At 67.1% G+C, this 21,978-nt stretch carries 20 protein-coding genes; 5 read left to right on the top strand and 15 right to left on the bottom strand.

Features of this window, described 5'->3' with window-relative positions:
* Positions 1-2: 2 nt before the first annotated feature.
* The 4 genes from RND78_RS14015 to RND78_RS14000 form a co-directional block, all read right to left on the bottom strand.
* Entirely contained in the window at positions 3-773 is a 771-nt protein-coding gene (locus tag RND78_RS14015; RefSeq protein ID WP_312729556.1) for an SDR family NAD(P)-dependent oxidoreductase, read from the bottom strand.
* 11 nt (positions 774-784) lie between these two features.
* The gene (locus RND78_RS14010) at positions 785-2,143 is read right to left on the bottom strand and encodes an MFS transporter (protein ID WP_312729555.1); all 1,359 of its coding nucleotides are present in this window, start codon (positions 2,141-2,143) and stop codon (positions 785-787) included.
* Between the two features lie 168 nt (positions 2,144-2,311).
* Positions 2,312-3,193 carry a polysaccharide deacetylase gene (locus RND78_RS14005; protein WP_312729554.1) on the bottom strand — a complete coding sequence of 294 codons (882 nt, stop codon included), beginning with the start codon at positions 3,191-3,193 and terminating at the stop codon, positions 2,312-2,314.
* 72 nt (positions 3,194-3,265) lie between these two features.
* Positions 3,266-4,621 carry an amidase gene (locus RND78_RS14000; protein WP_312729553.1) on the bottom strand — a complete coding sequence of 452 codons (1,356 nt, stop codon included), beginning with the start codon at positions 4,619-4,621 and terminating at the stop codon, positions 3,266-3,268.
* A gap of 285 nt (positions 4,622-4,906) precedes the next feature.
* Between RND78_RS14000 and RND78_RS13995 the strand changes: the two genes are divergently transcribed.
* A complete protein-coding gene (locus RND78_RS13995; protein ID WP_312729552.1) occupies positions 4,907-5,920 on the top strand; it encodes a GntR family transcriptional regulator in 1,014 nt (337 codons plus the stop codon).
* Here RND78_RS13995 and RND78_RS13990 read toward each other — a convergent pair.
* The 7 genes from RND78_RS13990 to RND78_RS13960 all read right to left on the bottom strand — a co-directional run bounded on the left by RND78_RS13990 (position 5,917) and on the right by RND78_RS13960 (position 12,630).
* Positions 5,917-6,570, bottom strand: a complete 654-nt coding sequence (locus tag RND78_RS13990; RefSeq protein WP_312729551.1) for a methionine ABC transporter permease — start codon at positions 6,568-6,570, stop codon at positions 5,917-5,919. The two genes, RND78_RS13995 and RND78_RS13990, sit on opposite strands and share 4 nt — an antisense overlap.
* Positions 6,563-7,657, bottom strand: a complete 1,095-nt coding sequence (locus RND78_RS13985; RefSeq protein WP_312729550.1) for a methionine ABC transporter ATP-binding protein — start codon at positions 7,655-7,657, stop codon at positions 6,563-6,565. The genes RND78_RS13990 and RND78_RS13985 overlap by 8 nt, the downstream gene beginning before the upstream one ends.
* Positions 7,654-8,496, bottom strand: a complete 843-nt coding sequence (locus RND78_RS13980) for a MetQ/NlpA family ABC transporter substrate-binding protein (protein WP_312729549.1) — start codon at positions 8,494-8,496, stop codon at positions 7,654-7,656. Before RND78_RS13980 ends, RND78_RS13985 begins: the two co-directional genes overlap by 4 nt.
* Before the next feature lie 204 nt (positions 8,497-8,700).
* A complete protein-coding gene (locus RND78_RS13975) occupies positions 8,701-9,729 on the bottom strand; it encodes an ABC transporter substrate-binding protein (RefSeq protein ID WP_312729548.1) in 1,029 nt (342 codons plus the stop codon).
* A 200-nt stretch (positions 9,730-9,929) separates the two neighbouring features.
* Complete coding sequence (locus RND78_RS13970) at positions 9,930-10,904, bottom strand: ABC transporter substrate-binding protein (RefSeq protein ID WP_312729546.1); 975 nt, start codon at positions 10,902-10,904, stop codon at positions 9,930-9,932.
* The gene (locus RND78_RS13965) at positions 10,901-11,854 is read right to left on the bottom strand and encodes an ABC transporter substrate-binding protein (protein ID WP_312729543.1); all 954 of its coding nucleotides are present in this window, start codon (positions 11,852-11,854) and stop codon (positions 10,901-10,903) included. Before RND78_RS13965 ends, RND78_RS13970 begins: the two co-directional genes overlap by 4 nt.
* Positions 11,851-12,630 (bottom strand): class II aldolase/adducin family protein, encoded by a 780-nt coding sequence (locus tag RND78_RS13960; RefSeq protein WP_312729541.1) that lies wholly within the window; start codon positions 12,628-12,630, stop codon positions 11,851-11,853. Before RND78_RS13960 ends, RND78_RS13965 begins: the two co-directional genes overlap by 4 nt.
* 250 nt (positions 12,631-12,880) lie before the next feature.
* Here RND78_RS13960 and RND78_RS13955 point away from each other — a divergent pair, with 250 nt between their 5' ends.
* Positions 12,881-13,483: a cysteine dioxygenase gene (locus RND78_RS13955; RefSeq protein ID WP_312729539.1), complete on the top strand. Its 603-nt coding sequence runs from the start codon at positions 12,881-12,883 to the stop codon at positions 13,481-13,483.
* Entirely contained in the window at positions 13,480-15,048 is a 1,569-nt protein-coding gene (locus RND78_RS13950) for a rhodanese-related sulfurtransferase (RefSeq protein WP_312729537.1), read from the top strand. Before RND78_RS13955 ends, RND78_RS13950 begins: the two co-directional genes overlap by 4 nt.
* Here RND78_RS13950 and RND78_RS13945 read toward each other — a convergent pair.
* Entirely contained in the window at positions 15,045-15,692 is a 648-nt protein-coding gene (locus tag RND78_RS13945; RefSeq protein ID WP_312729536.1) for an alpha/beta family hydrolase, read from the bottom strand. The two genes, RND78_RS13950 and RND78_RS13945, sit on opposite strands and share 4 nt — an antisense overlap.
* A gap of 112 nt (positions 15,693-15,804) precedes the next feature.
* Between RND78_RS13945 and hemN the strand changes: the two genes are divergently transcribed.
* A complete protein-coding gene (hemN, locus tag RND78_RS13940; protein ID WP_312729535.1) occupies positions 15,805-17,187 on the top strand; it encodes an oxygen-independent coproporphyrinogen III oxidase in 1,383 nt (460 codons plus the stop codon).
* 63 nt (positions 17,188-17,250) lie between these two features.
* Positions 17,251-17,982, top strand: a complete 732-nt coding sequence (gene fnr / locus RND78_RS13935) for a fumarate/nitrate reduction transcriptional regulator Fnr (RefSeq protein ID WP_312729534.1) — start codon at positions 17,251-17,253, stop codon at positions 17,980-17,982.
* A gap of 36 nt (positions 17,983-18,018) precedes the next feature.
* On the opposite strand, the gene RND78_RS13930 is transcribed toward fnr, so the two are convergent.
* The 3 genes from RND78_RS13930 to RND78_RS13920 all read right to left on the bottom strand — a co-directional run bounded on the left by RND78_RS13930 (position 18,019) and on the right by RND78_RS13920 (position 21,953).
* Positions 18,019-20,436, bottom strand: a complete 2,418-nt coding sequence (locus tag RND78_RS13930; RefSeq protein WP_312729533.1) for a TonB-dependent siderophore receptor — start codon at positions 20,434-20,436, stop codon at positions 18,019-18,021.
* 78 nt (positions 20,437-20,514) lie between these two features.
* Entirely contained in the window at positions 20,515-21,447 is a 933-nt protein-coding gene (locus tag RND78_RS13925; protein WP_312729532.1) for a DUF4880 domain-containing protein, read from the bottom strand.
* Positions 21,444-21,953: a sigma-70 family RNA polymerase sigma factor gene (locus tag RND78_RS13920; protein ID WP_312729531.1), complete on the bottom strand. Its 510-nt coding sequence runs from the start codon at positions 21,951-21,953 to the stop codon at positions 21,444-21,446. Before RND78_RS13920 ends, RND78_RS13925 begins: the two co-directional genes overlap by 4 nt.
* Positions 21,954-21,978 lie beyond the last annotated feature (25 nt).

Genomic DNA, 21,978 nt, shown 5'->3' with positions numbered 1-21,978 from the left:
CCTCAATCGGGCCAGCGGACGGTGAGACCGCCATCGACGATCAGACTCTGGCCGGTGATGTAGCTGGCTTCGGTACTGGTCAGGAAGCGCACCAGCGCCGCCACCTCGTCGGGCCGGCCGACCCGCCCCAGGGGAATGCTGCGGGCGGCCTTGGCCAGGCCCTCCGGACCCAGGGAGTTCTTGGCGTCCAGCGATTGCGGCGTCTCGATCAGACCGGGAATCACCGCGTTGCAGCGGATGCCACGCGGCGCCAGTTCGACGGCCAGCGAGCGACACAGTCCCGGCACCCCGGCCTTTGCGGCGGCGTAATGGGCATGGTCCTGCCAGCCATAGACGCCGCCGGCGATGGAGGAGATGGCCACCAGGGCACCGCCCTCCCCCAGGTGCCGCGCGGCGGCACGAAAGGTGCGCATGACGCCGGTGAGGTCGACGTCGAGCATCTCGTGCCAGCGCTCATCGCTCATCTCCAGCAGCGGTGCGGCGCGCAGGAGCCCGGCGTTGGCCACGGCATAGTCGAGGCGGCCGAAGTGCGCCAGGGCGGCATCGGCCAGGGCATCCACCGAGGCGCTGTCGCTGACGTCCAGGGGTTCGAGCAGGCATTCGCCACCTGCGGCGGCCACCAGCCGCCGGGTGTCTTCGGGGTCATGAGGATCGCCGGGATAGTAGCCGCCGACCACCCGCACGCCATGGCGAGCATAGGTGACGGCCAGGGCCTGGCCGATGCCGCTGGCGGCGCCGGTGATCAGGGCGACGGGTGAGGTGTGAGCGTTCATCGAGGCTCCTGTCATTTGAGGCTGCTGGGTTCGACATGGCGCGCGGCCCACATCACCAGGCCGGAGAGGAAGCACGGCAGGGCGCCGAACCAGAGCGCGGCGCTGTGCCACTGGCCACCGCTGCCGAGCACGCTGGTGATGCCGAGGCCGGCGAGGATGGCGCCGATCGGTCCCATGGCATGGACGATGGCTCCCCCCGTGGCGCGGATGCTGGTGGGAAAGCTTTCGCCCATGAAGAACAACATGGCCGAATAGGGGCCGGTGAGAAAGAACAGCCCCAGGCTGTAGAGCGCCACCACCGGTACCAACTGGCTGGGCGCCTGCAGCATGGCGAAGAAGGCCAGGCCGCCGCACATCCAGCCGAGGGCCACGGTGTTGCGCCGGCCGATGCGATCGCCCAGCCAGCCATGGAAGAGGTAGCCGATGAAGCCGACGGCGTTGGACAGCACCAGGATCCACAGCGAATTCTCGAAGCTGAGCTTGTGCACGCTGACGATCACCGAGGTCCCCAGCACGCTGAACACCTGGATCGCCGACCAGTTGAGCAGGATGGCCAGGCTCAGCACCAGGATCGGGCGCAGGGCCTGGCCCTTGAAGGCCATGGCCACGCCGGCCTTGGCGTGCTCTTCGTAGTCCACCCCGTACTCATGGGCCAGGCTGCGGGCGTCCTGTTCCTGGCCTTCGCGACGCAGGCGCTGGATCCGGGCATGCACCTGGAATTGCGGACTCTCCTTGAGCTTGCGCGCCAGCACGGCGATGACGAAGGCCGGCACGGCAGCGAACACGAAGCAGCCCTGCCAGCCGATGTGTGGCAGCAGCAAGGCGGTGAGCCCGGCGGCGATCAGGGCGCCGATCGGCCAGCCGCTCTGCACCAGGCTGTAGATGAAGCCCCGGCGCCGGATTAGCCGCGGATCGTCGGAGGCGGCATAGACCTCGGTCAGGTAGGTGGCGTTGACCCCCTCCTCCGCGTAGCCCAGGCCGGCCACCGAGCGCACCAGCACCAGCGGCACCTTGCCCATGCCGGCGCACAGCGCGGTCAGCGCCGAGCACAGGGCGGTGCCGCCGATGGTGACGATGATGCCGCCGCGGCGACCGATGCGGTCCACCAGCGGGCCGATGGCGAAGGCGATGATGGCCCCGCCCAGCGCCACCCAGGTGGCGAGTTCGGCCTGTTCGGCCTCGCTCCAATTGAAGTGTCCGCCCATCACCGGCAGCAGGGTGCCGAACAGGATGAAATCGTAGACGGCGAACACCCAGGCGAAGAAGGCGATCCAGGTGGCGTAGCGGACATCGCCGGAAGACAGCGGCTGCGGTTTCCAGGCAGCCGTGGGGGTTTCCGGGTGGAGCGAAGGGGCGGCAGGGAGGGTCATGGTCCTGTACCTTTGGGCTGGGCGCTTAGAGCCTGCTCAAAATCTGCTGCGCGTCGGCCAAACTGCGTTGAAAATGGCTTCGGAATGCTCATTTACCACTCGTAAACTCCGCTTCCTCAGCCCTTTTCGCCTTGTTTGGCTCTAGCTCGCGAGATTATGAAAAGGCGCTTAGCGCTGGCGCGGCTGGCGCCGCAGGAAGTCGTCGGCGATCTCGTCCATGGTGGCGAAGCGCACCCCGGCGTGACCCTGGATGTGCTCGATCAGGCGTTCGAGCATCAGCAGCACCTGCGGCCGCCCCGAGACATCGGGATGGATGGTGATGGGGAAGACGGCGTAGTCCAGCTCGCGATAGACCCAGTCGAACTGGTCGCGCCACATCTCTTCCAGATGGCGCGGATTGACGAAACCGTGGCTGTTGGGCGCCTTCTTGATGAACATCATCGGCGGCAGGTCGTCGAGGTACCAGTTGGCCGGGATCTCCACCAGGTCGGTCTCCTGGCCCCGCACCAAGGGCTTCATCCAGCTCTCGGGCTGCTGGCTGTAGTCGATCTTGGTCCAGTTGTCGCCGACCCGCACGTAATACGGGCTGAAGTCGTTGTGCATCAGGCTGTGGTCGTACTTGATGCCTTTCTTCAGCAGCAGCTCGTTGGTCACCCGGCTGAATTCCCACCAGGGCGCCACGTAGCCGGTGGGCCGTTTGCCGGCCAGGGTGGTGATCAGCTCGATGGACTTGTCCAGCACCGCCTCCTCCTGCTCGGGGGTCATGGCGATGGGATTCTCGTGGCTATAGCCGTGGATGCCGATCTCGTGGCCGGCGGCCGCGACGGCCTGCATCTGTTCGGGAAAGGTTTCCACCGAATGCCCGGGAATGAACCAGGTGGTCTTGAGGCCGTAGCGCTCGAACAGCTTGAGCAGCCGCGGCGCCCCCACTTCGCCGGCGAACAATCCGCGGGAGATGTCATCGGGCGAATCTTCGCCGCCGTAGGAGCCCAGCCAGCCTGCCACCGCGTCGACGTCGACGCCGATGGAAACGAAGATTTCTTTGGCCATCGTTGCAACCTCCAGTACCCGGAAAGACACAGGTCGATGGCGGAGCCGGGCCCCCGCCACCGCCGCTTGAAATCAAACGCGGAGCTGAGCTTCCAGGGCCGTGGCGGCATCGAGCAGGCGCTCGTCCGCCGCCGCCGGGGCTACCAGCAGCAGGCCGGTGGGCAGGCCCTGGGCATCGCGGCCGCTGGGTAGCGATACGCCGGGCGCGCCGAGCAGGCTGCCGGCCATGGTCAGGCGCAGCAGTTCCAGATTGGTGGCCGCGAAGAGGTCTGTGTCGGCTTCCAGAGGAGCCAGCAGCGGTGCCACGCGGCTCACAGTCGGCACCAGCAGCAGGGCCTGGGCGAATTCAGTAGCGAATCGCGCCCGCAGCTGGTCGCGGCGTTCATGCAGCCTGGCCAGGTGACCGTCCGGCAATGCCCGGGCCCGCTCCAGGCGCTGGCGTACCCGCGGATCCAGACGCTCGGCGTCGGGGCCGTCGAGCAGTTCGCGATGCAGGGCGAAGGCTTCCAAGGCACCTGGCCAACCTTCTTCGGCAAGAAACTCCAGGGCATCGGCGAAGACCGTACGGGCGCGGCGCTCCACCCTGACCCCAGCGCGGGCCAGACGGTCGGCGACTGCAAGCAGATTGGCTCGCACCGTGGATTCCACCCGGGCGTCCTCCAGCACGCTTGAGTCAAGCACCAGGCGCAATTCGGTCGCTGCCGGTAGCGGTCGCGCGGCGCCGCCCACCAGCAGCCGATCCAGGCACTGCACATCGCGCAGGCTGCGCGCCAGCGGACCCGGCACGTCATAGGATGCGGCCAACGGAAAGATGCCGGTCGCCGGATAGCGCCCCAGGCTGGGGCGATAACCCACCAGCCCATTGAGCGCGGCCGGCAGGCGCACCGAACCGGCGGTGTCGGTACCGAGGGCGAGGGGCACGATGCCGGCGGCGACAGCCACCGCCGACCCCGAGGAGGAGCCGCCGGGTATGCGCACCTCACCCTGCGCCCGGGGATTGGCAGGCGTGCCGAAATGAGGATTCGATCCCACACCGGAATAGGCGAATTCGCTGAGATTGACCTTGCCCAGGCTGACCAGGCCGGCCCGGCTCAGGCGCTGCACCAGCTCGGCGTCGGTGGCGGCCGGTGGCGCCAGACGGCGCAGCTCGGCGCCGCAGGTGGTGACCTCGCCCTGCAGGTCGAACAGATCCTTCCAGGCCAGCGGCACGCCATCCAGCGGCGAGCGCGGCTGCCCAGTCTGCCAGCGCTCGCGCGCGGCCAGGGCTTCGGCGCGTCCACGCGCGGCGGTCAGGCTGATGAATACGGCCGAGGATGCCTGGGCGCGCGCCAGCGCGGCCTCGAAAACCGCGACCGGATCGAGGATACCGGCGGCGTAGGCCTCGCCAAGACCGACGGCATCCAGGGACAAGGCTTGGGCGGACTCCATCGTCGCTCCTTAAACGTACATTTTATAATTTGATACGTTTAATAGAGCAGGCTTTGTGCCAGCTTGAAGAAAAAGAACGGCATTACTCGGAAAGCTGACGCTCAGCGCCCACTTGAGCTGTTCTTCAAACCGGTCGATAAAATGTACTTATAATAAATAGATCCATTTTTGTGCAGAACCGTAACGCCTGCCCCGTTACCGTGCGTGCGCCAGACCCGGCCGGTAACGCGCGAAAGGCCTCTGGCCTGTGCCACAATTCTCATCTCGTTTCTGGAAGTCCCCCGGATGTCGGCAGCAGTCCCCGCCCCCCTCGATGACAGTCGTACTGCCGCGCGCTACGCGATGATCCGCAGCGCGCTGCGCGAAGCCATCCTGGCCGGCCGTGCAGCGCCGGGCCTGGTCCTGGTCGAGGCGCCGCTGGCGCAGCTGTTCGGCACCAGCCGGGTACCCGTGCGCCAGGCGCTGACGCTGCTGCAGGAGGAAGGCCTGATCCGTCGCTTCGAAGGGCGCGGCTATCTGATCGATCCGGCCGGCACCGCGGGCGAGCCGCAGCGCCAACCGCTGACCCGCCAGTTGCTCGGGCTGGACAGCAGCGACGAACTGATCGATACGCGCTCCCTGGGCGAGCGGGTCGGCGATGAGATCGCCGCCTGTGTCAGCCACGCCATGCTCTTCGGCCATTTCCGCCTGGACGAGCAGCAGGCGGCGGACCACCTGGGCGTCAGTCGCGCCGTGGTGCGCGAAGCCCTGATGCGCCTGCGCGATCGCGGCCTGGTGGAAAAGGAACCCTATGGCCAGTGGCTGGCCGGTCCCCTGACCGCCCAGGCCATCCGCGACGACTACGAGATCCGCGCCCTGCTGGAACCCGAGGCGCTGTTGCAGACCGCACCGGGCCTGGCACGCAGCGAGCTGCTGGCGATGCTCGAACGGCTGGAGCAGCTGGCCGGCCACCCTGCCCCCACCTCCTGGGCGGCGGTGGAACGCATCGAGGCGGATCTGCATGGGCGTTGCCTGGCCGGCCTGCGCAATCGCAAGTTGACCCAGCTGATCGCCCACAACCAGAGTCCGCTGAATGTCTCGCGCATCTTCCACCAGTCGCTCGGCACCCCGCTGGACGAGGCGGTGCTGGTGGAGCATCGCCTGGTGCTGGAATCCCTGCTGGTGGGCAGTCCCGACTCGGCGGCCAGCCAGTTGCGCAACCACCTCCTGCGTGGCCGCGATCGCACCCTGCAGCGCCTCAAGGTGCTCTCGGTGCTGCCCGACCCGGAACTGCCACCTTATTTGTCCCGGTTGAGCTAACGCGCCCGCAGGTACCGCACGTAGCGGTCGCCGATGAACTGGATGCCGCACACCAGCACCACCAGGATAACGATCACCACCGCCATCACCTGGGTGTCGTAGCGCTGGTAGCCATAGCGGATCGCCAGGTCACCCAACCCCCCTGCGCCTATGGCACCGGCCATGGCCGAGGCGCCGATCATGGCCACCAGGGTCACGGTGAAACCGCCGATGATCCCCGGCAATGCTTCGGGCAGCAGCACGTTGAAGACGATGTGCCGCCGTTCGCAACCCAGCGCCTGGGCAGCCTCGATCACCCCGCCCCCGACCTCGCGCAGGCTGACCTCGGCGATGCGGGCGAAGAACGGCGTGGCGCTGAGGGTAATGGGCACCACCGCCGCCCAGACGCCGATGGTGGTCCCGGTGATCAGCCGCGTCAGCGGGATCAGGGCCACCAGCAGGATGATGAAGGGCGTGGCGCGAAAGGCGTTGATCACCGTGCCCAGCACCCGGTTGAGGGTGGGCGCGGCGAAGATGGCGCCACGCCCGGTAGTGACCAGCACCACCGCCAGGGCGATGCCGACGAACCAGACGATGAGCGCGGAGACGCTGACCATGGTCAGGGTATCGAGGAAGGCCTTCCACAGCGCCTTGAGCATGAACTCAGACATAGCCCAGCACCTCCGCCCGGGCGAACAGCCCGGCCTGGGTCAGGAAACTGGTCAGCCGCCGTTCCGGTGCCGTGGTGGCCACCAGCAGGCGGCCGAGGGCGCGCCCCTGGATGCGATCGATACCGCCGTGCAACAGCTCCACCGGTGCGCCGAGGGCCTGGCCCAGGGCCTGGAAATCGGGTTCCACGCCCTGGCCGTCGTAACTCAGCTCCAGCACCGCCCGCGCACCCGGCTGGCGGGTGGCGCTCAGGCGATTGGCAAGATCCGCCGGCAGCTGCGCCGCCAGGGGTGCCAGCAGCGCCTGGGTAGCTTCGGCCTGGGGCGCGCCGAACAGTTGCCACACAGGTCCTTGCTCGACGATACGACCGTGTTCCAGCACCACCACCCGGTCGCAGATCTGGCGGATCACCGCCATCTCGTGGGTGATGAGCACGATGGTCAGGCCCAGGCGGCGATTGATGTCCTGCAGCAGCGCCAGGATCGACTGGGTGGTCTCCGGGTCCAGCGCCGAGGTGGCTTCGTCGCAGAGCAGTATCTCGGGTTTGAGCATCAGGGCGCGGGCGATGCCCACCCGCTGCTTCTGGCCGCCAGAAAGGCGCGAGGGATAGACCTGCTCCTTGCCCTGCAGGCCCACGAGCTCCAGCAGCTCACGGGCGCGCTGTTCGATCTCGGCGCGCCGAAAGCCCGCCGCCTTGAGCGGCAAGGCCAGGTTCTCCAGGACCGTCTGCGACGCCAGCAAATTGAAGTGCTGGAAGATCATGCCGATGCGCCGCCGCAAAGCGACCAACTGGCTGCCACTCAGGGTGCCGATGTCGACGCCATCGATCAGCACCTGGCCAGCACTGGCGTCTTCCAGGCGATTGAGGGTGCGGATCAGGCTGGACTTGCCGGCGCCGCTGCGGCCGATGATGCCGAAGATCTCGCCGCGCGCGATGGACAGGTCGATGTCCGCCAGGGCGGTGACCGGCAGCGCGCCACCGGTATAGACCTTCTGCACCCCGCTCAGGCGCAGGTGCTCCCGCGCGGGCACCGTCCCGGGCTCGACTGGCGTCTGCCGTTCCAGGGTTTGCCGTAGTGCACTGCTCATCGCGAAGCCTCCTGCCGGTTCAGCCAGGCCAGGCTGTAGAGCTGCGGATTGCCATAGGCCTGGGCGATGGCCTCGCGCACCCGCGGATCGCTCTGGAACACCTGGATGAAGGTACGGATCGCCGGGTCGTCGGCCTTTTCCGGCTTGGTGACGAAGCGCAGGGCATAGAGGTGGCCGTTGGCCTCATCGTCGCTGAACAGCAGGGCGCTGTTAGGGTCGGTGGTGCCGGCCGCGAGGATGTGCGAGGGATAGCTCTGTGCCAGGGTCACGTCGTCCAGTACCCGCGCCAGTTGTGGACCCGGCAGCTCGATGAACGTCAAATGCCTGGGATTGGCGACGATGTCCTGCAGGCTGGCCTTGGGCCCGGCGTCGGCCTTGAGCTGGATCAGCCCGGCGCGGGCATAGAGCTGCAACCCGCGCCCCTGGTTGACCGGATCGTCGGCCACCGCCACGGTGGCACCATCGGGCACCTCGGCGAAGCTCTTCACCCGCTTGGAATAGAGCCCGACCTTGTTCTCCACGCCATAGGCGATGGGCACCAGGCCATAGCCATTCTGGGCATTGGCGTTGTCCAGGAACGGCTGATGCTGGAAGTAGTTGACGTCGATGTCGCCGTGGGCGAGCGCCAGGTTCGGCGTGTTCCAGTCGCTGAAGGCGACGATCTCCACCTCCACGCCCTTTTCCCGCGCCAGCTCGGCGGCGCGCTCCAGGGCGGCGTTCTGCGGGCTATCGTTGATGCCGAGGCGAATCTTCTGGGGTTCGGCAGCCTGGGCGGACAGCGCCAGGGCACCGCTCGCCAGGAGCAGCCAGAGGCGTTGGAGAATCGAAGGAATAGCCATGGAGAGACCTCGAGGTGTCTAAGAGCCTGTTCAAAGTCTGCTGCGCGTCGGCCAAACGGCGTTGAAAATGGCTTCGGAATGCTCATTTACCACTCGTAAACTCCGCTTCCTCAGCCCTTTTCGCCTCGTTTGGCTCTAGCTCGCGAGACTTTGAACAGGCTCTAAGGCTCGTCCGGTGGTCCGGTGGAACCCTTGGGAAAAGGATCAACTGCCCTTCTGGTCGGGCGTGTCGACGAAGAAATAGTCCTGCCAGGACGCGGGCTGGTTGCGGATCGCCCCGATGCGGTACATGAACTCCGCGAGCTTCAGGGTGTTCTGCGGCGCCGTGTCGAAGTTGACCTCGGGGCTCTCGATGATCTGCTGGACCAGCGCCGGGTCGAGCTTGGAATTCTCCACCTTGATGTAGGTACGGGCGGCAGCGGCCTTGTCCTTCTCGATGATCTGGCCAGCTTCGACCAGGGCTTCGCGGAAGGCCTTGTAGGTCTTGGGATTGTCCCGGCGGAATTTCTCGGTGACGAACACCAGGTTGGGCGAAACGGCACCGCCGAGGACGTCGTAGGAGCTGAGCACCTTGTGCACCTTGCCGCTGGCCAGTTCCTGTTCCTGGAACGGCGGATTGGCGAAGTGGCTGTTGATCTCGGTACCGCCGGAGATCACCGCCGCCGCGGCATCGGGATGAGGCACCGCGACCGTCAGCGGCTCCAGGCGATTCCAGTTCTGTTCGCCGAAGGCCTGGGCGGCGGCGTACTGCAGGATGCGCGACTGGACCGACACATTCACCGCCGGCACCGCGATGCGGTCCTTGGCGGTGAAGTCCGCCAGGGTCTTCACCTGAGGATTGTTGGTGACGAGGTAGTTGGGAAAGGCTCCCAGGCTGGCCACGGCCTTGACGTTCTGGCGACCATGGGTGCGGTCCCAGAGCGTGAACAGCGGCCCGAGACCGGCAGAGCCCACGTCTACCGCCCCCGACAGCACCGCCTCGTTGACGGCCGCGCCACCGGACAGCTTCACCCAGTCCACCTTGATGTCGAGGCCCTCTTGCTTGCCATGCTTCTCGATCAATTGCTGATCGCGCACCACATGCAGGATCACGTAGGACACCCCGAATTGCTCGGAGATGCGCAGGGTACCTTCGGCCTGGGCCGCCTGGGGCGCCACGAGCAGGCCCGTGAGCAGGCTCGCAGCGAGACCGAGGGCGAGCGGACGATGACTAAACGAAAGGGGTAACGGCATGGCAAAGCTCTCATCCATGGATCAAGACTTATAGCGTACTAAGGGCATAACGGACTTTTGAAATAAGCTTGAGTTATATGGATAGGTCGGCGCAGACCTCGCGGCTTTGCGCAGCGGATGGTGTTGGGCTGCGCTCAGCGCCTAGCGGCAGCGCCGAACCACCTCCTCAGGGAGAGGACTGGAGAGAGGGAGACTGCTCCCTACTTCCGCGCCGCCTGCCGCTGCTCACCCGCCTTGGCCACGCGAAAGCCCTGGGCGAAGGTCCCCTGGGCATCCAATCGCTGCGGGATCAGGCTGCTGCGGTGATAGAAGTCCGCCGCGGCTTGCTGATCGGCCACCACCTGGGCATCGATGGGCTCCCAATGCAGCTGGCGCCGCTCGAATTGCAATCGCGCCACCGCCTCGGGAAAGCCGATGATCTGCGCCAGCGTCTTGGCGTAGCTGTCGAGGTTGGCATATCCCCAGCGCTGGGCGGCGGCCAGGCGATCCAGGTAATCCTGCAGCGCCGCGCGCTTGGCCGGATCGGCCAGGGCGGTGTCGGTGGCCGCGAGGAAGCTGTTGCCCGCCCAGAGCCCGCGGCCATTGACCAGCACCCGGGCGCCATCCACCCGTTCGGCCTGGGCAGTGTAGGGTTCCCAGGTCGCCCAGGCGTCCACCGAACCGTTGGCCAGGGCCATCTTAGCGTCCACCGGACCGAGGAAGCGGAAGCTCACGTCCTTGGCCGTCAACCCCACCGAGTCCAGCGCCTTGAGGGCGATGTAGTGCCCGATGGAACCGCGCCCCGTGGCGATGCGCTTGCCCTTGAGGTCGGCGGCCGAGCGCAGCGGCGAGTCGCGGGGCACGATCACCGCAGTGCCATAGGGATCGGATATGTCCACGGCGATGGCCTTGACCGGCGCACCGGCAGCCAGGGCGAACAGCAGCGGACCATCGCCGATGATGCCGGCGTCCACCGCACCGGCGTTGAGGGCTTCGGCCAGGGGCGCGGCGGCGGGAAATTCCGCCCACTGGATGCGATAGCCGGGCAGGTCATGCAGCCCGTCGGCCGCCTCCAGTTGGGCGCGCATGTTGCCCTTCTGGTCGGCGATGCGCAGGGTGAGGGTCTCGGCGGCCAGGGCCGCGCTGGCGGCGAGTAGCACCGGCAGTGCCAGCAGGATGCGGCGGAGGGAGGTCATGGCGTGGGCTCCTGGGTGAAGACGGAGGGATCGGCCAGTGTTGCTACCTCGACCGGCTTGGGCAGTACCTGAAGTTCGCTGAAGAGATCGGCCACCTTCTGCACCGCCGCGACGTCCGTTGGCTGCACCGGGCGCAGGCCGCGGGAGGTGCGGGCGGAGATGGCCGCCGCGGCGCCTTCCGGCAGACGCGTCAACTCGGCATAGACGCGGGCATAGTCCTGTGGATGAGCCACTGCCCAGGCCCTTGCCCGCGAAAGGCGCTCGGCAAAATCGGCGATGGCGGCGCGCTTGGCCGGGTCCTCCAGGGACGTCGGCGTGGCGGTGAGGAAGCCCAGGGCGGTGGTCAGCCCCTCGCCGTCGCGCAGCAGGCGCGCACCGTGCTGCTCGGCGATGCCGAGATAGGGATCGAAGGTGGCCCAGGCGTCGATCTGCCCGGCAGTGAAGGCCGCGCTGGCGTCGGTGGGCAACACGAACTTGACCGTCACGTCCTCGCGCTTGAGGCCCGCCTCTTCCAGAGCGGCATAGAGCAGATGCTGGGAGATGCTGCCCTTGGCCGAGGACACCACCACGGTGCGCCCCTTGAGATCCCGCACCGAGCGAATCGGCGAATCCTGCTGCACCAGCAGGCCATTGGCCTGGGGGAAACCGACGTTGGTGGCGATCAGCTTGAGCGGCACACCGCCCGATGCGGCCATCAACACCGGCAGATCACCGGCGTAGGAGGTATCCACCGCGCCGACGCGCTGGGCCTCGAACAGCGGCGCGGCGCCCTGGAAGTTGGCCCAGCGATACTGATAGGGCGTCCCTTCGAGGGTGCCGGCGGCTTCCATCATCGCGCGTAGGCCGCGGGCCTGGTCGCCCAGTACCAGGGTCACCCCGGAGAGATCCGGCGCTGCCTGGGCCTGCCCCAGCAGCAGCGCCAGCCCGAGGGTGGCGAGCAGGTGCTTCATAGCGCGTACTCCCGGCCTTCCTGGCGCTCCAGCTGGCGCACCGCCGCCTCCCAGTGACGCACATGGGCGCCGCGGGCCAGGTTGCCAGGGATGAGGTCGCTGACCTTCTGCGCAACGGCGTCCGGGGCGATCACCAGCTCGGCGCCGCCACTCTGGGCTGCCAACTGCGCGGCACAGGAACGCTCCAGATAGTAGAGGTGCCAGAAGGCCTCCTCCAGACTCTGGCCGGTGGTGAGCAAGCCGTGATTGCACAGGATCATGGCCTGGTGCGGCCCGAGATCGGCCACCAGCCGGCTCTGCTCGTCCAGGTCCAGGGCCACGCCCTCGTAGCAGTGGTAGGCCAGGCGCCGGAAGAACCTCATGGCGTGCTGGGAGATCATCAGCAGGCCGCCGCGCTGGGCCGAGACGCCGATGCCCGCGGCGGTATGGGTGTGCAGTACCGCGTGGGTCTCGGGTTGGGCGCGATGGATGGCGCTATGGATCACATAGCCAGCGGGATTGATGCCGAAACCCGTGGGATCGAGGACGATCTTTCCGTCGATGTCCACCTTCACCAGCGAGGAAGCGGTGATCTCATCGAAGGTCTGGCCGAAGGGATTGATCAGGAAGTGCTCATCCGGCCCCGGTACCCGTAGCGAAAAATGGGTGTAGATGTGATCGGTCCAGCGTTCGCGCGCCGCCAACCGATAGGCCGCCGCGAGCTTGACCCGCGCCTCCCATTCGGCGGCGGACACCTGGGCACGGACGCTGGCGAGCGAGGGGACGAAGGCGGTCATGCAAAGGCTCCGAGGGCAGAAGAAATGCCAGGGCGACGGGCGTTGCCCTGGTCCGCTTAGAACCTAACGCCGGTTATCAGCACAGAATAAATACCGATTCCGCATAACCTAATATGCCAAATTCAAATAACTTAATTGTTTAAACATGCATTTATCGGTTTTCAGCACAGAACCAATCGATCTAAGGTCGAGGGTCTCGGCCCTGCTTTAATGGCCCCACTGCCTACCCGCCCTCTTCGTGGAGCCCGTCATGACCCCTAGGCTCGACCGCCTGCGCCTGTTCCTGCACGACCTCGCCGCCCTGGTGGACGAACAGCCAGCCGAAGCCCAATTGCTGGCCCGCGGCGCGGCCCTGCTCGGCGACCTGGTGCGCCATGACGACTGGCTGCCCGAGGACTGCGCCCTGCCCCGGCCCGAGCGCTATAGCCAGTACCTGCTGCATGCCGATGCCCGCCAGCGCTTTTCGGTGGTGAGTTTCGTCTGGGGCCCGGGCCAGGTCACTCCGGTGCACGACCATCGCACCTGGGGCCTGATCGGCATGCTGCGCGGCGCCGAGAACGCCCAGGGCTTCGCCAGAGCGCCCGATGGTCGCCTGTCGCCGGAAGGTGCGCCCGTACGCCTGGAGCCAGGCCAGGTGGAAGCCGTGTCGCCGCGGGTGGGTGACATCCACCAGGTCAGCAACGCCTATGCCGACCGCACCTCCATCAGCATCCACGTCTATGGCGGCAACATCGGCGCCGTGCGCCGCGCCGTCTATGACCTCGACGGCCAGGAGAAACCCTTCATTTCCGGCTACACCAATCGCCAGTTGCCCAACCTGTGGGACCTGTCCCAGGAGAACGCTACGCCATGACCGCCCTCCGTACCCCTGCCGAAATCCGCCAGGCCCTGCTCGCCGGGGCGGAAGTCGCCCTGCTCGATGTCCGCGAGGAAGCGCCTTTCGCCGAAGGCCATCCACTCTGGGCCGCCAACCTGCCGCTGTCGCGCCTGGAGCTGGAAGCCTGGTCGCGCCTACCGCGCCGTGACGTGGCCATCACCCTCTATGACAGTGGCGAAGGCCTGGCCGAACGCGCCGCCGAGCGCCTGCAGGCCCTGGGCTATACCGACGTGGCCCTGCTCGACGGTGGCCTGACAGGCTGGCGTGCCAGCGGCGGCGAGCTGTTCATCGACGTCAACGTGCCGAGCAAGGCCTTCGGTGAGTTGGTGGAGAGCAGGCGCCATACCCCCTCGCTGCCGGCCGAGGACGTCAAGGCGTTGCTGGATCAGGACGCCGACGTGGTAATCCTCGACGCCCGTCGCTTCGAGGAGTACCAGACCATGAGCATCCCCGGCGGCGTCAGCGTACCGGGCGCCGAACTGGTGCTGCGCGTCGCCGAGCTGGCACCCGATCCCCGGACGCGGGTCATCGTCAACTGCGCCGGCCGTACCCGCAGCCTGATCGGCGCCCAGTCGCTGATCAACGCCGGCATCCCCAATCCGGTGGCGGCCCTGCGCAACGGCACCATTGGCTGGACCCTGGCGGGTCAGCAATTGGAGCACGGCCAGGCGCGCCGCTTCGGCGACGTCACGCCAGCCACCCGGGCAACCGCGGCCGCCCGCGCTCGCCAGGTGGCCGACCGCGCCGGCGTCGCCCGCCTCCCCTTCAGCGAACTGGACGCCTGGCGCACCAATCCCCAGCGAACGAATTACCTGATCGACGTGCGCACCCCTGAGGAATTCGCCGCCGGCCATCTGCCCGGCGCCCGCTCCACCCCGGGCGGCCAGTTGGTGCAGGAGACCGACCACAGCGCCCCGGTCCGCGGCGCGCGCCTGGCACTGGTGGACGACGACGGCGTGCGCGCCAACATGAGCGCTTCCTGGCTGGCGCAGATGGGCTGGGAGGTGGCGGTGGTGGACGACATCCCACCCGCCGCCCTGAGTGCCAGCGGTCCCTGGCAGGCACCCGCCCCCACGCCTGGGCCAGTGGAGCGTATTTCCGTGGCGCGCCTGCAGGAGTTGCTGGCCGAGCCGGGCACCCGGGTACTGGACGTCACCGCCAGCGCCAACTACGTGCAGAGACACATCCCCGGTGCCGCCTGGGTGCTGCGCGCCGATCTGCCAGGCGCGTTGCCGCCCGCCGAACGCTATGTCTTCACCTGTGGCAGCGGCCAGCTGGCTGCCTTCGCCGCCGTCGACGTCCAGGCCACCACCGACCGTCCCGTCCTGCTGCTGGAGGGCGGTACCTCAGCCTGGCTGGCCGCCGGGCTGCCGGTGGAAAGCGGGGAGACACAGCTGCTGTCGACCCGCCGCGACCGCTACCGCCGTCCCTATGAGGGCATCGACGCCCCACGCGAAGCCATGCAGGCCTACCTCGATTGGGAATTCGGCTTGGTCGAGCAATTGCGCCGCGATGGCACCAGCGGCTTCCGGGTGATCTAGCCGCCAGTCCTCACGAAGGCGGCTACCCGTGCCGCGGTATCCGCCAGCACCTGGGCTTGGCTCAGGCCGCTGCGCTTGAGCGCCTTGAGGTCATGATCCGCCGTGGCTATCCACTGCACCTCGATGGACGGTGCCAGGGTATAACCGGCCACCTCCTTGCGGTTGCCCAAGGCATCCCGCTCGCCCTGGACGATCAGTGTCGGCGTGGCCAGGGTCGCCAGGTGTTCGGTGCGCAGTCGCTCGGGCTTGCCGGCCGGATGGAAGGGATAGCCGAGGCAGATCAGTCCCGCCGCGCCCAGTTCGTCGGCCAGCAGACTGGCCATCCGCCCGCCCATGGACTTGCCCGCCAGCCACAGCGATCCACTTTCTGCCGCGCGCCAGCGCGCCACCAGCTGGCGCCAGTGCGTAAGCAAGACCGGCGCCGGATCCGGCGGACGCCGCTTGCCCTCGGCACGGGCCCGCGCCATGTAGGGAAAGTCGAATCTCAGGGTACGAATCTCGCGCCGCGCCAGTTCCACCGCCAGTTGTTCCAGGAAGGGGCTGTCCATTCCCGCGCCGGCACCGTGGGCAAGTAACAGCGTCGCCAGGGGTGATCCTGCCGGACGGACCTCGCGAAAGGTGTCGAGGTACAACTCGTCTGCCATGGGCTACTCCTCGTCCAAACGCCAAAGCTTAACCGGCTATCCATTGATCTGGATCAATAAAGCCTGGTCTGTGCCCCTCACACTGGGCGCCTCAAAACTTTCGGAGCCTGGCATGCCATCTGCCCTCGCCTGGGACGCCGAGCTCATCGCGCGCTACGATCGCGCCGGCCCCCGCTACACCTCCTACCCCACCGCCGTGCAATTCCACGACGGCATCGGTGCCTTCGACCTGCTCGGCGCCCTGCGCCTGAGCCGCCAGGCCGGTCGTCCGCTGTCGCTCTACGTCCACGTGCCCTTCTGCGCCAACATCTGCTACTACTGCGCCTGCAACAAGGTCATCACCAAGGACCGCAGCCGCAGCGCCGCTTACCTCGCGGCCCTGCGCGAGGAAATGGCCCTCACCAGCCGCCACCTGGACGGCGGGCAGCGGGTGGAACAATTGCACCTCGGCGGCGGTACCCCGACCTTTCTCAATCCCATGCAACTGCGCGAGCTGATGGCCGACCTGCGGCGCCACTTCACCCTGGCCGACGATGACCATGGCGACTACTCCATCGAGATCGATCCACGCGAAGCCGATTGGAGCACCATGGGTCTGCTGCGCGAACTGGGCTTCAACCGCGTCAGCTTCGGCGTCCAGGATCTCGACCTGCAGGTGCAGCTGGCGATCAACCGCCTGCAACCCTTCGACGACACCCGCACCCTGGTGGAGGCCGCCCGCGCCCTCGGTTACCGCTCCATCAACCTGGACCTCATCTACGGCTTGCCGCGGCAGACTCCGGCCGGCTTCGCCCAGACCGTGGCGCGGGTGCTGGAACTGCAACCCCATCGGCTGTCGGTGTTCAACTATGCCCATCTGCCGCAACGCTTTCCGCCCCAGCGGCGCATCGAGGCCAGTGAGCTACCGGAACCTGCGGCCAAACTAGAGATGCTGCAGCGCACCGTGGAACAGCTGCTGGCCGCTGGCTATCGCTACATCGGCATGGATCACTTCGCCCTGCCCGACGATGACCTGGCCATTGCCCAGGAAGACGGCACCCTGCAACGCAACTTCCAGGGCTACACCACCCATGGTCATTGCGACCTGCTGGGCCTGGGCGTCTCCGCCATCAGCCAGATCGGCGAAGTGCTCTGCCAGAACAACCCCGATCTCGCCGGCTACCAAGAGCGCCTGGGCCACGGCGAACTGGCGGTGACCCGTGGCCTGCGCCGCTCGCGGGACGACCGCATCCGCGGCGCGGTGATCGCCCAGTTGATCTGCCACTTCCAGCTGGATTTCGCGGCCATCGAGCGCAGTTGCGAACTGGATTTCCGCCAGTACTTCGCCGAGGCCTGGCCCCAGCTCGAAGTCATGGCCGCCGATGGCCTGATCCGTCTCGACACGCGCGGCCTCCAGGTATTGCCGCCCGGACGGCTGCTGATCCGCGCCCTGTGCATGCTGTTCGACCGCTATTTGCCGGACGGCGACCGGCAACGCTTTTCCCGGGTGATATGAATCATGGCTGCCATGACTGCTAAAGTTAGACTTTTAGAACCAGACGAGAAGCGACCCGCCCCCATGACCGAGCCCCTCAAGCTGCGCACCGCCCAGGCCCATTGCAAGGATTGCAGCCTCGCCTCGCTGTGCCTGCCGCTCTCGCTCGACCTGGAAGACCTGGATGCCCTCGACCAGATCGTCAAGCGCGGCCGGCCGCTGGCCAAGGGTGATTACCTGTTCCGCCAGGGCGATGCCTTCGGCTCGGTCTATGCAGTACGTTCCGGCGCCCTGCGCACCAGCAGCCTGAGCGACGCCGGCGAAGAGCAGATCACCGGCTTCCACCTGCCCAGCGAACTGGTCGGGCTCTCGGGCATGGACAGCGAGCGCTATCCGGTCTCGGCTCGGGCGCTGGAGACCACGACCGTCTGCGAGATCCCCTTCGAGCGCCTGGACGAACTCTCCGAGCAACTGCCGCAACTGCGCCGGCAGCTGCTGCGGGTGATGAGCCGCGAGATCCGCGACGACCAGCAGATGATGGTGCTCCTATCGAAGAAGAGCGCCGACGAGCGCATCGCCACCTTCCTGGTCAATCTCTCGGCGCGCTTCCATGCCCGCGGCTTCTCCGCCCAGCAATTCCACCTGAGCATGTCGCGCAACGAGATCGGCAATTTCCTCGGCCTGGCCGTGGAAACCGTGTCGCGGGTGTTCACCCGGTTCCAGCAGAGCGGCGTGCTGGCGGCCGAAGGCAAGGAAGTGCGCATCCTCGACTCCGCCCGCCTCTGCGCCCTGGCGGGCGGCCAGTTGGAAGGCTGACGCCGGGGTCCTGCCTGCCGCAGGACCCCGTTCCCGCTAGAAGCTGTAGCTCACCGTCGCGGTGACGTTTCGCTCCTCCCCGAAGTAGCAGAAGTCCAGGCTGTAGCAGGACGCGACATAGTCCTTGCCCATCAGGTTGTTGGCATTGACCCGCGCGGTGAGCCCCGGCAGGCCCAGTCGGCTGAAGTCGTAGGCGAGCATGGCGTCCACCAGGGTGTAGGCCGGTACCTTGCGGGTATTGGCCTTGTCCGCCCAGCTGGTGCCCACGTAGCGCGCCCCTGCGCCGACGCTGAAGCCCGCCAGCGGTCCGGCCAATTCGTACTGCCCCCATAGCGACGCCTGGTGGCGTGGCGCCTGGTTCGGGGTGTTGCCCTGGGTGCCGTCCAGCGCCTGGGTGTACTCGATGTCGGTGAAGGTGTAGCTGCCCAGCAGCTTGAGCCGCTCGGCCAGTTGCAGGTGCCCTTCCAGCTCCAGCCCCCGCGAACGGATCTCACCCACCGAGGAATAGAAGTCCTCCTGCGGCAGCTTGGTTGCCACGTTCTCCTGGGTGATGTGGAACAGCGAGGCGGTGTAGTAACTGCTGCTACCCGGCGGCTGGTACTTCAGGCCCAGCTCCCACTGCTTGCCCTCGGTGGGTTCCAGCGGATTGCCCGCCGCGTCGTTGTAGGCGTTGGGATTGAAGGATGTGGAATAGCTCAGGTAGGGCGCCAGGCCGTTGTCGAACAGATAGAGCACCCCGGCACGCCCACTGGCCTGGCCACGGCGCTCGCTGCTGCGCGAGCCGTTGGCGCGATCCTCGATACCGATCTCAACCCAGTCCTGGCGCAGGCCCAGAGAGAAACGCCAGCGGTCCAATTCGATCAGATCCTGCAGGTAGACGCCGGTCTGCTCCAGTTCGCGGCGGTACTCGCTGCCGGGGTAGATCGTCACCTGGCCGCCATAACTCGGATCGAAGGCGTCCAGCGGATCGGCGGTGCCACTGGGCCAGTCCACCCCGGTCCAGCGACGCTGGTAGTCGGCGCCGGCCAGCAGCGTATGCCGCGTACCCGCCCAATCGAAGTCCGCCTGGACCATGTTGTCCAGGGTATAGGCATGCAGGTTCTCGCGGCCGCCGGAGTAGTAGCGATTGAGCAGATCGCTGTCGCCGACATAGCCGTAGCCATAGACCTGTTCCAGCTCGACCCGTGACTTGGCGTAGCGGAAATTCTGCCGGGCGCTCCAGACGTCATTGAATCTATGCTCGAACTGATAGCCGACCATCTGCTGGGTCCGCTCGAACTTATCGTGCGCCGGCTCGCCGTCGAAGAAGTGGTTGCTGATGTAGCGGCCATTGCGGCGATAGAGACTGCCCTCGGCCGGCACCCCGCTGTGGTAGCCGCCGTCCGGATCCTTCTGCAGATAGGCCTGCAGGGTCAGGGTAGTGGCATCGCTCAGGTCGATGGCCAGGCTGGGTGCCAGGGCGTAGCGCTCTTCTTCCACGTGATCGAATTGGGTATCGCTGTGCTGGGCCAGCCCCACCAGGCGATAGGCGATACGCCCCTCCTCGTCCAGCGGGCCGCCGAAATCGAAGCCGGCACCGCGCTGGCCGAGATTGCCCAGGGTGGCCTGCACCTGGTGATAGGGCTGGTACAAAGGCTTCTTGCTGGTCAGGGCCACCAGCCCACCTGGCAGGCTGCGGCCATAGAGCACCGATGCCGGCCCCTTCACCACGTCGATGCGTTCGAGGAAATAGGGATCGACCTGCAGCGAGCTGAAGGTGCCGCTGTCGCCCATGGTCTTGAGGCCATCGAGAAAGACGTTGTCGACGCTGTTGTCGGCGAAACCGCGCATCACCACGTAGTCGTAGCGATTGGACGCCCCGACTTGCCCGGTGAAGATCCCCGGGGTGTACTTCATGGCCTGCTGGACGGTCTTGGCGCCCTGGTCGTCGATCTGCTCGCGGGTCACCACCGATACTGACTGCGAGGTCTCCAGCAACGCCTTGCTGGTCTTGGTGGCCACGTCGCTGTGGGTGGCGAGATAGCCGTCGGTCTCGCCCAAGGCATTGCCCAGGGCGAAGCCGGTCACCGTGGTGTCGCTCAGGGAAGTCACTCCGCTCGCGGATACGATCTCCAGGCGATAGCTGCCGTCGGCCTGGCGCACCGCCTGCAGGCCACTGCCCTCGAGGATCCGCTGGAAGCCTTCCGTGGCCGTATAACGCCCCTGCAACCCCGCACTTTGGCGCCCCGCCAATCCCTGAGCGGGTGCCGACAGCAGGACACCGCTCTGGGCGGCGAAGGTACTCAGGACCGTCGCCAGGCTACCCGCCTGGATACGATACTCCTGGGCAACGGGCGCGGCGCAAGGCGAGGCGCCAGGCGCGGCGAGGGTCGCGATCCCGAGCGGCACGACCAGGGCGAAGGTGCGGGCTGCACGGCGCAGCGGATGGAGTTTGAAGCGAGAGTGGCAGAGCATGGGAGCCTCGAATGATGGATCTTTGTCTCCCTGAGCCCCGCGAGCGCGCCAAAGGGGAACCGCCCGCTGCAGTTTTTTTCAGGCGGGCACGATCTGCACCCACCAGGGCAGGCGCCGTTCGACTCGCACTGGCAGGCTGTCGGCCAGCGCCGCCAGGGCTCGGTCGGTGTCATCGAGGGGATAGCTGCCCACCACGCGCAGGCTGGCCACCGTGGCGGTACAGGTCAGCAGGCCCGGGCGATAGCGCGCGAGTTCATCCACCAAGGCACCCAGCGACCAGTCGTTCACCACCAGCCGGCCCTGCCGCCACAGTTGCCGACCAGGATCGACCCGGCCCAGCGGCTGCACCACGGTGGCGGTCATCAGGGCTCGCGTTCCCTCGCTCAGGACCTGTGGCCGCGCCTGCCGCGGAAACAGCTGCTGAACGCCGCGGAAGGCCGCGACCTCCAAACCGTCGTCGCGACTGCGTACGCCACAGCAACCCACGCCGAGTCGCACCCTGCCGACCGCGGTCTCCAGCAGCAGGGACGGTGCCCCGCTTTGCTGCTCGAACAGCGCCTCGCCGCGCAGCAGCCGCCAGCGGCCAGGCGCTGCTTCCCGCGCCAGCTGGCTGTCGGTGTCGAGCCAGACCCGGGTGCCCTCAGCCAATGCGAACGCACGAATTTCACCGACCGCGGTGCTCAGCTCGGCGCCTTGCCCCAGGCGCCAGTCATCCCCGCGATTCCAGCCCAGTGCCAATCCACCCAGCGCCAGACTCAGCATTTTGAGCGCGTGGCGACGTCCCAGGCTGTCGCGCCGCGCCAGTACCGCTCGCCCGGAGGCCGGTAGCGCGCGGAAGCGCCCACTGATCTCCTCGACCCGCGCCCAGGCCACCGCATGGCGACTGTCCGCCTGCAGCCAGCGCTCCCAGGCACGCTCGGTGGCCGGGTCCACCTCATCGGCGGCCAGTTCGGCGAACCAGTGGGCGGCCTCCTCCAGGGGGTTACCCCGGTCGCGACTCAGGGCGCTCAAGACACCAGTTCCAGGCAATGCAGCATGGCCTGGGCCATGTATTTCTTCACCATCCGCTCCGACACACCCAGGCGCTGGGCGACGACGGCATAGGTGAGGCCTTCGAGTTGTGCCAGCAGGAAGGCCTGGCGCACCCGAGCGGGCAGCCGGTCGAGCAGCGCATCGAGCTCGGTGAGGGTTTCCAGGATCAGCGCCTGGGCTTCTGGCGAGGGCTGTACCTCGGGCGGACGCGCGGCCAGTACTTCCAGATAGGCGCGTTCCAGCGCCTGTCGGCGCCAATGATTGGCCAGCAGGCCCTGGGCGATGGTGGCGAGAAAGGCGCGCGGCTCCCGCAACCGCTCCAGCTCGCCTTCCCGCGCCAACAACCGGAGAAAGGTGTCCTGGGCCAGATCGGCCGCCTGCCCGAAGCAGCCCAGCCGCCGCTGCAGCCGCGCGCGCAGCCAGCCGTGGTGGTCCAGGTAGAGGGTCCGGATGTGCCCGTGTGGGTCGGACTCGAGCGTCTGCATCACCATCCTCGGAAGCAGCTGACTT

The sequence above is a fragment of the Pseudomonas oryzihabitans genome (assembly GCF_032027545.1).
Taxonomy (GTDB): domain Bacteria; phylum Pseudomonadota; class Gammaproteobacteria; order Pseudomonadales; family Pseudomonadaceae; genus Chryseomonas; species Chryseomonas oryzihabitans_F.
The sequence above is the reverse complement of the archived record's forward strand: the minus strand, read 5'-3'. Positions and strand labels throughout refer to the sequence as shown.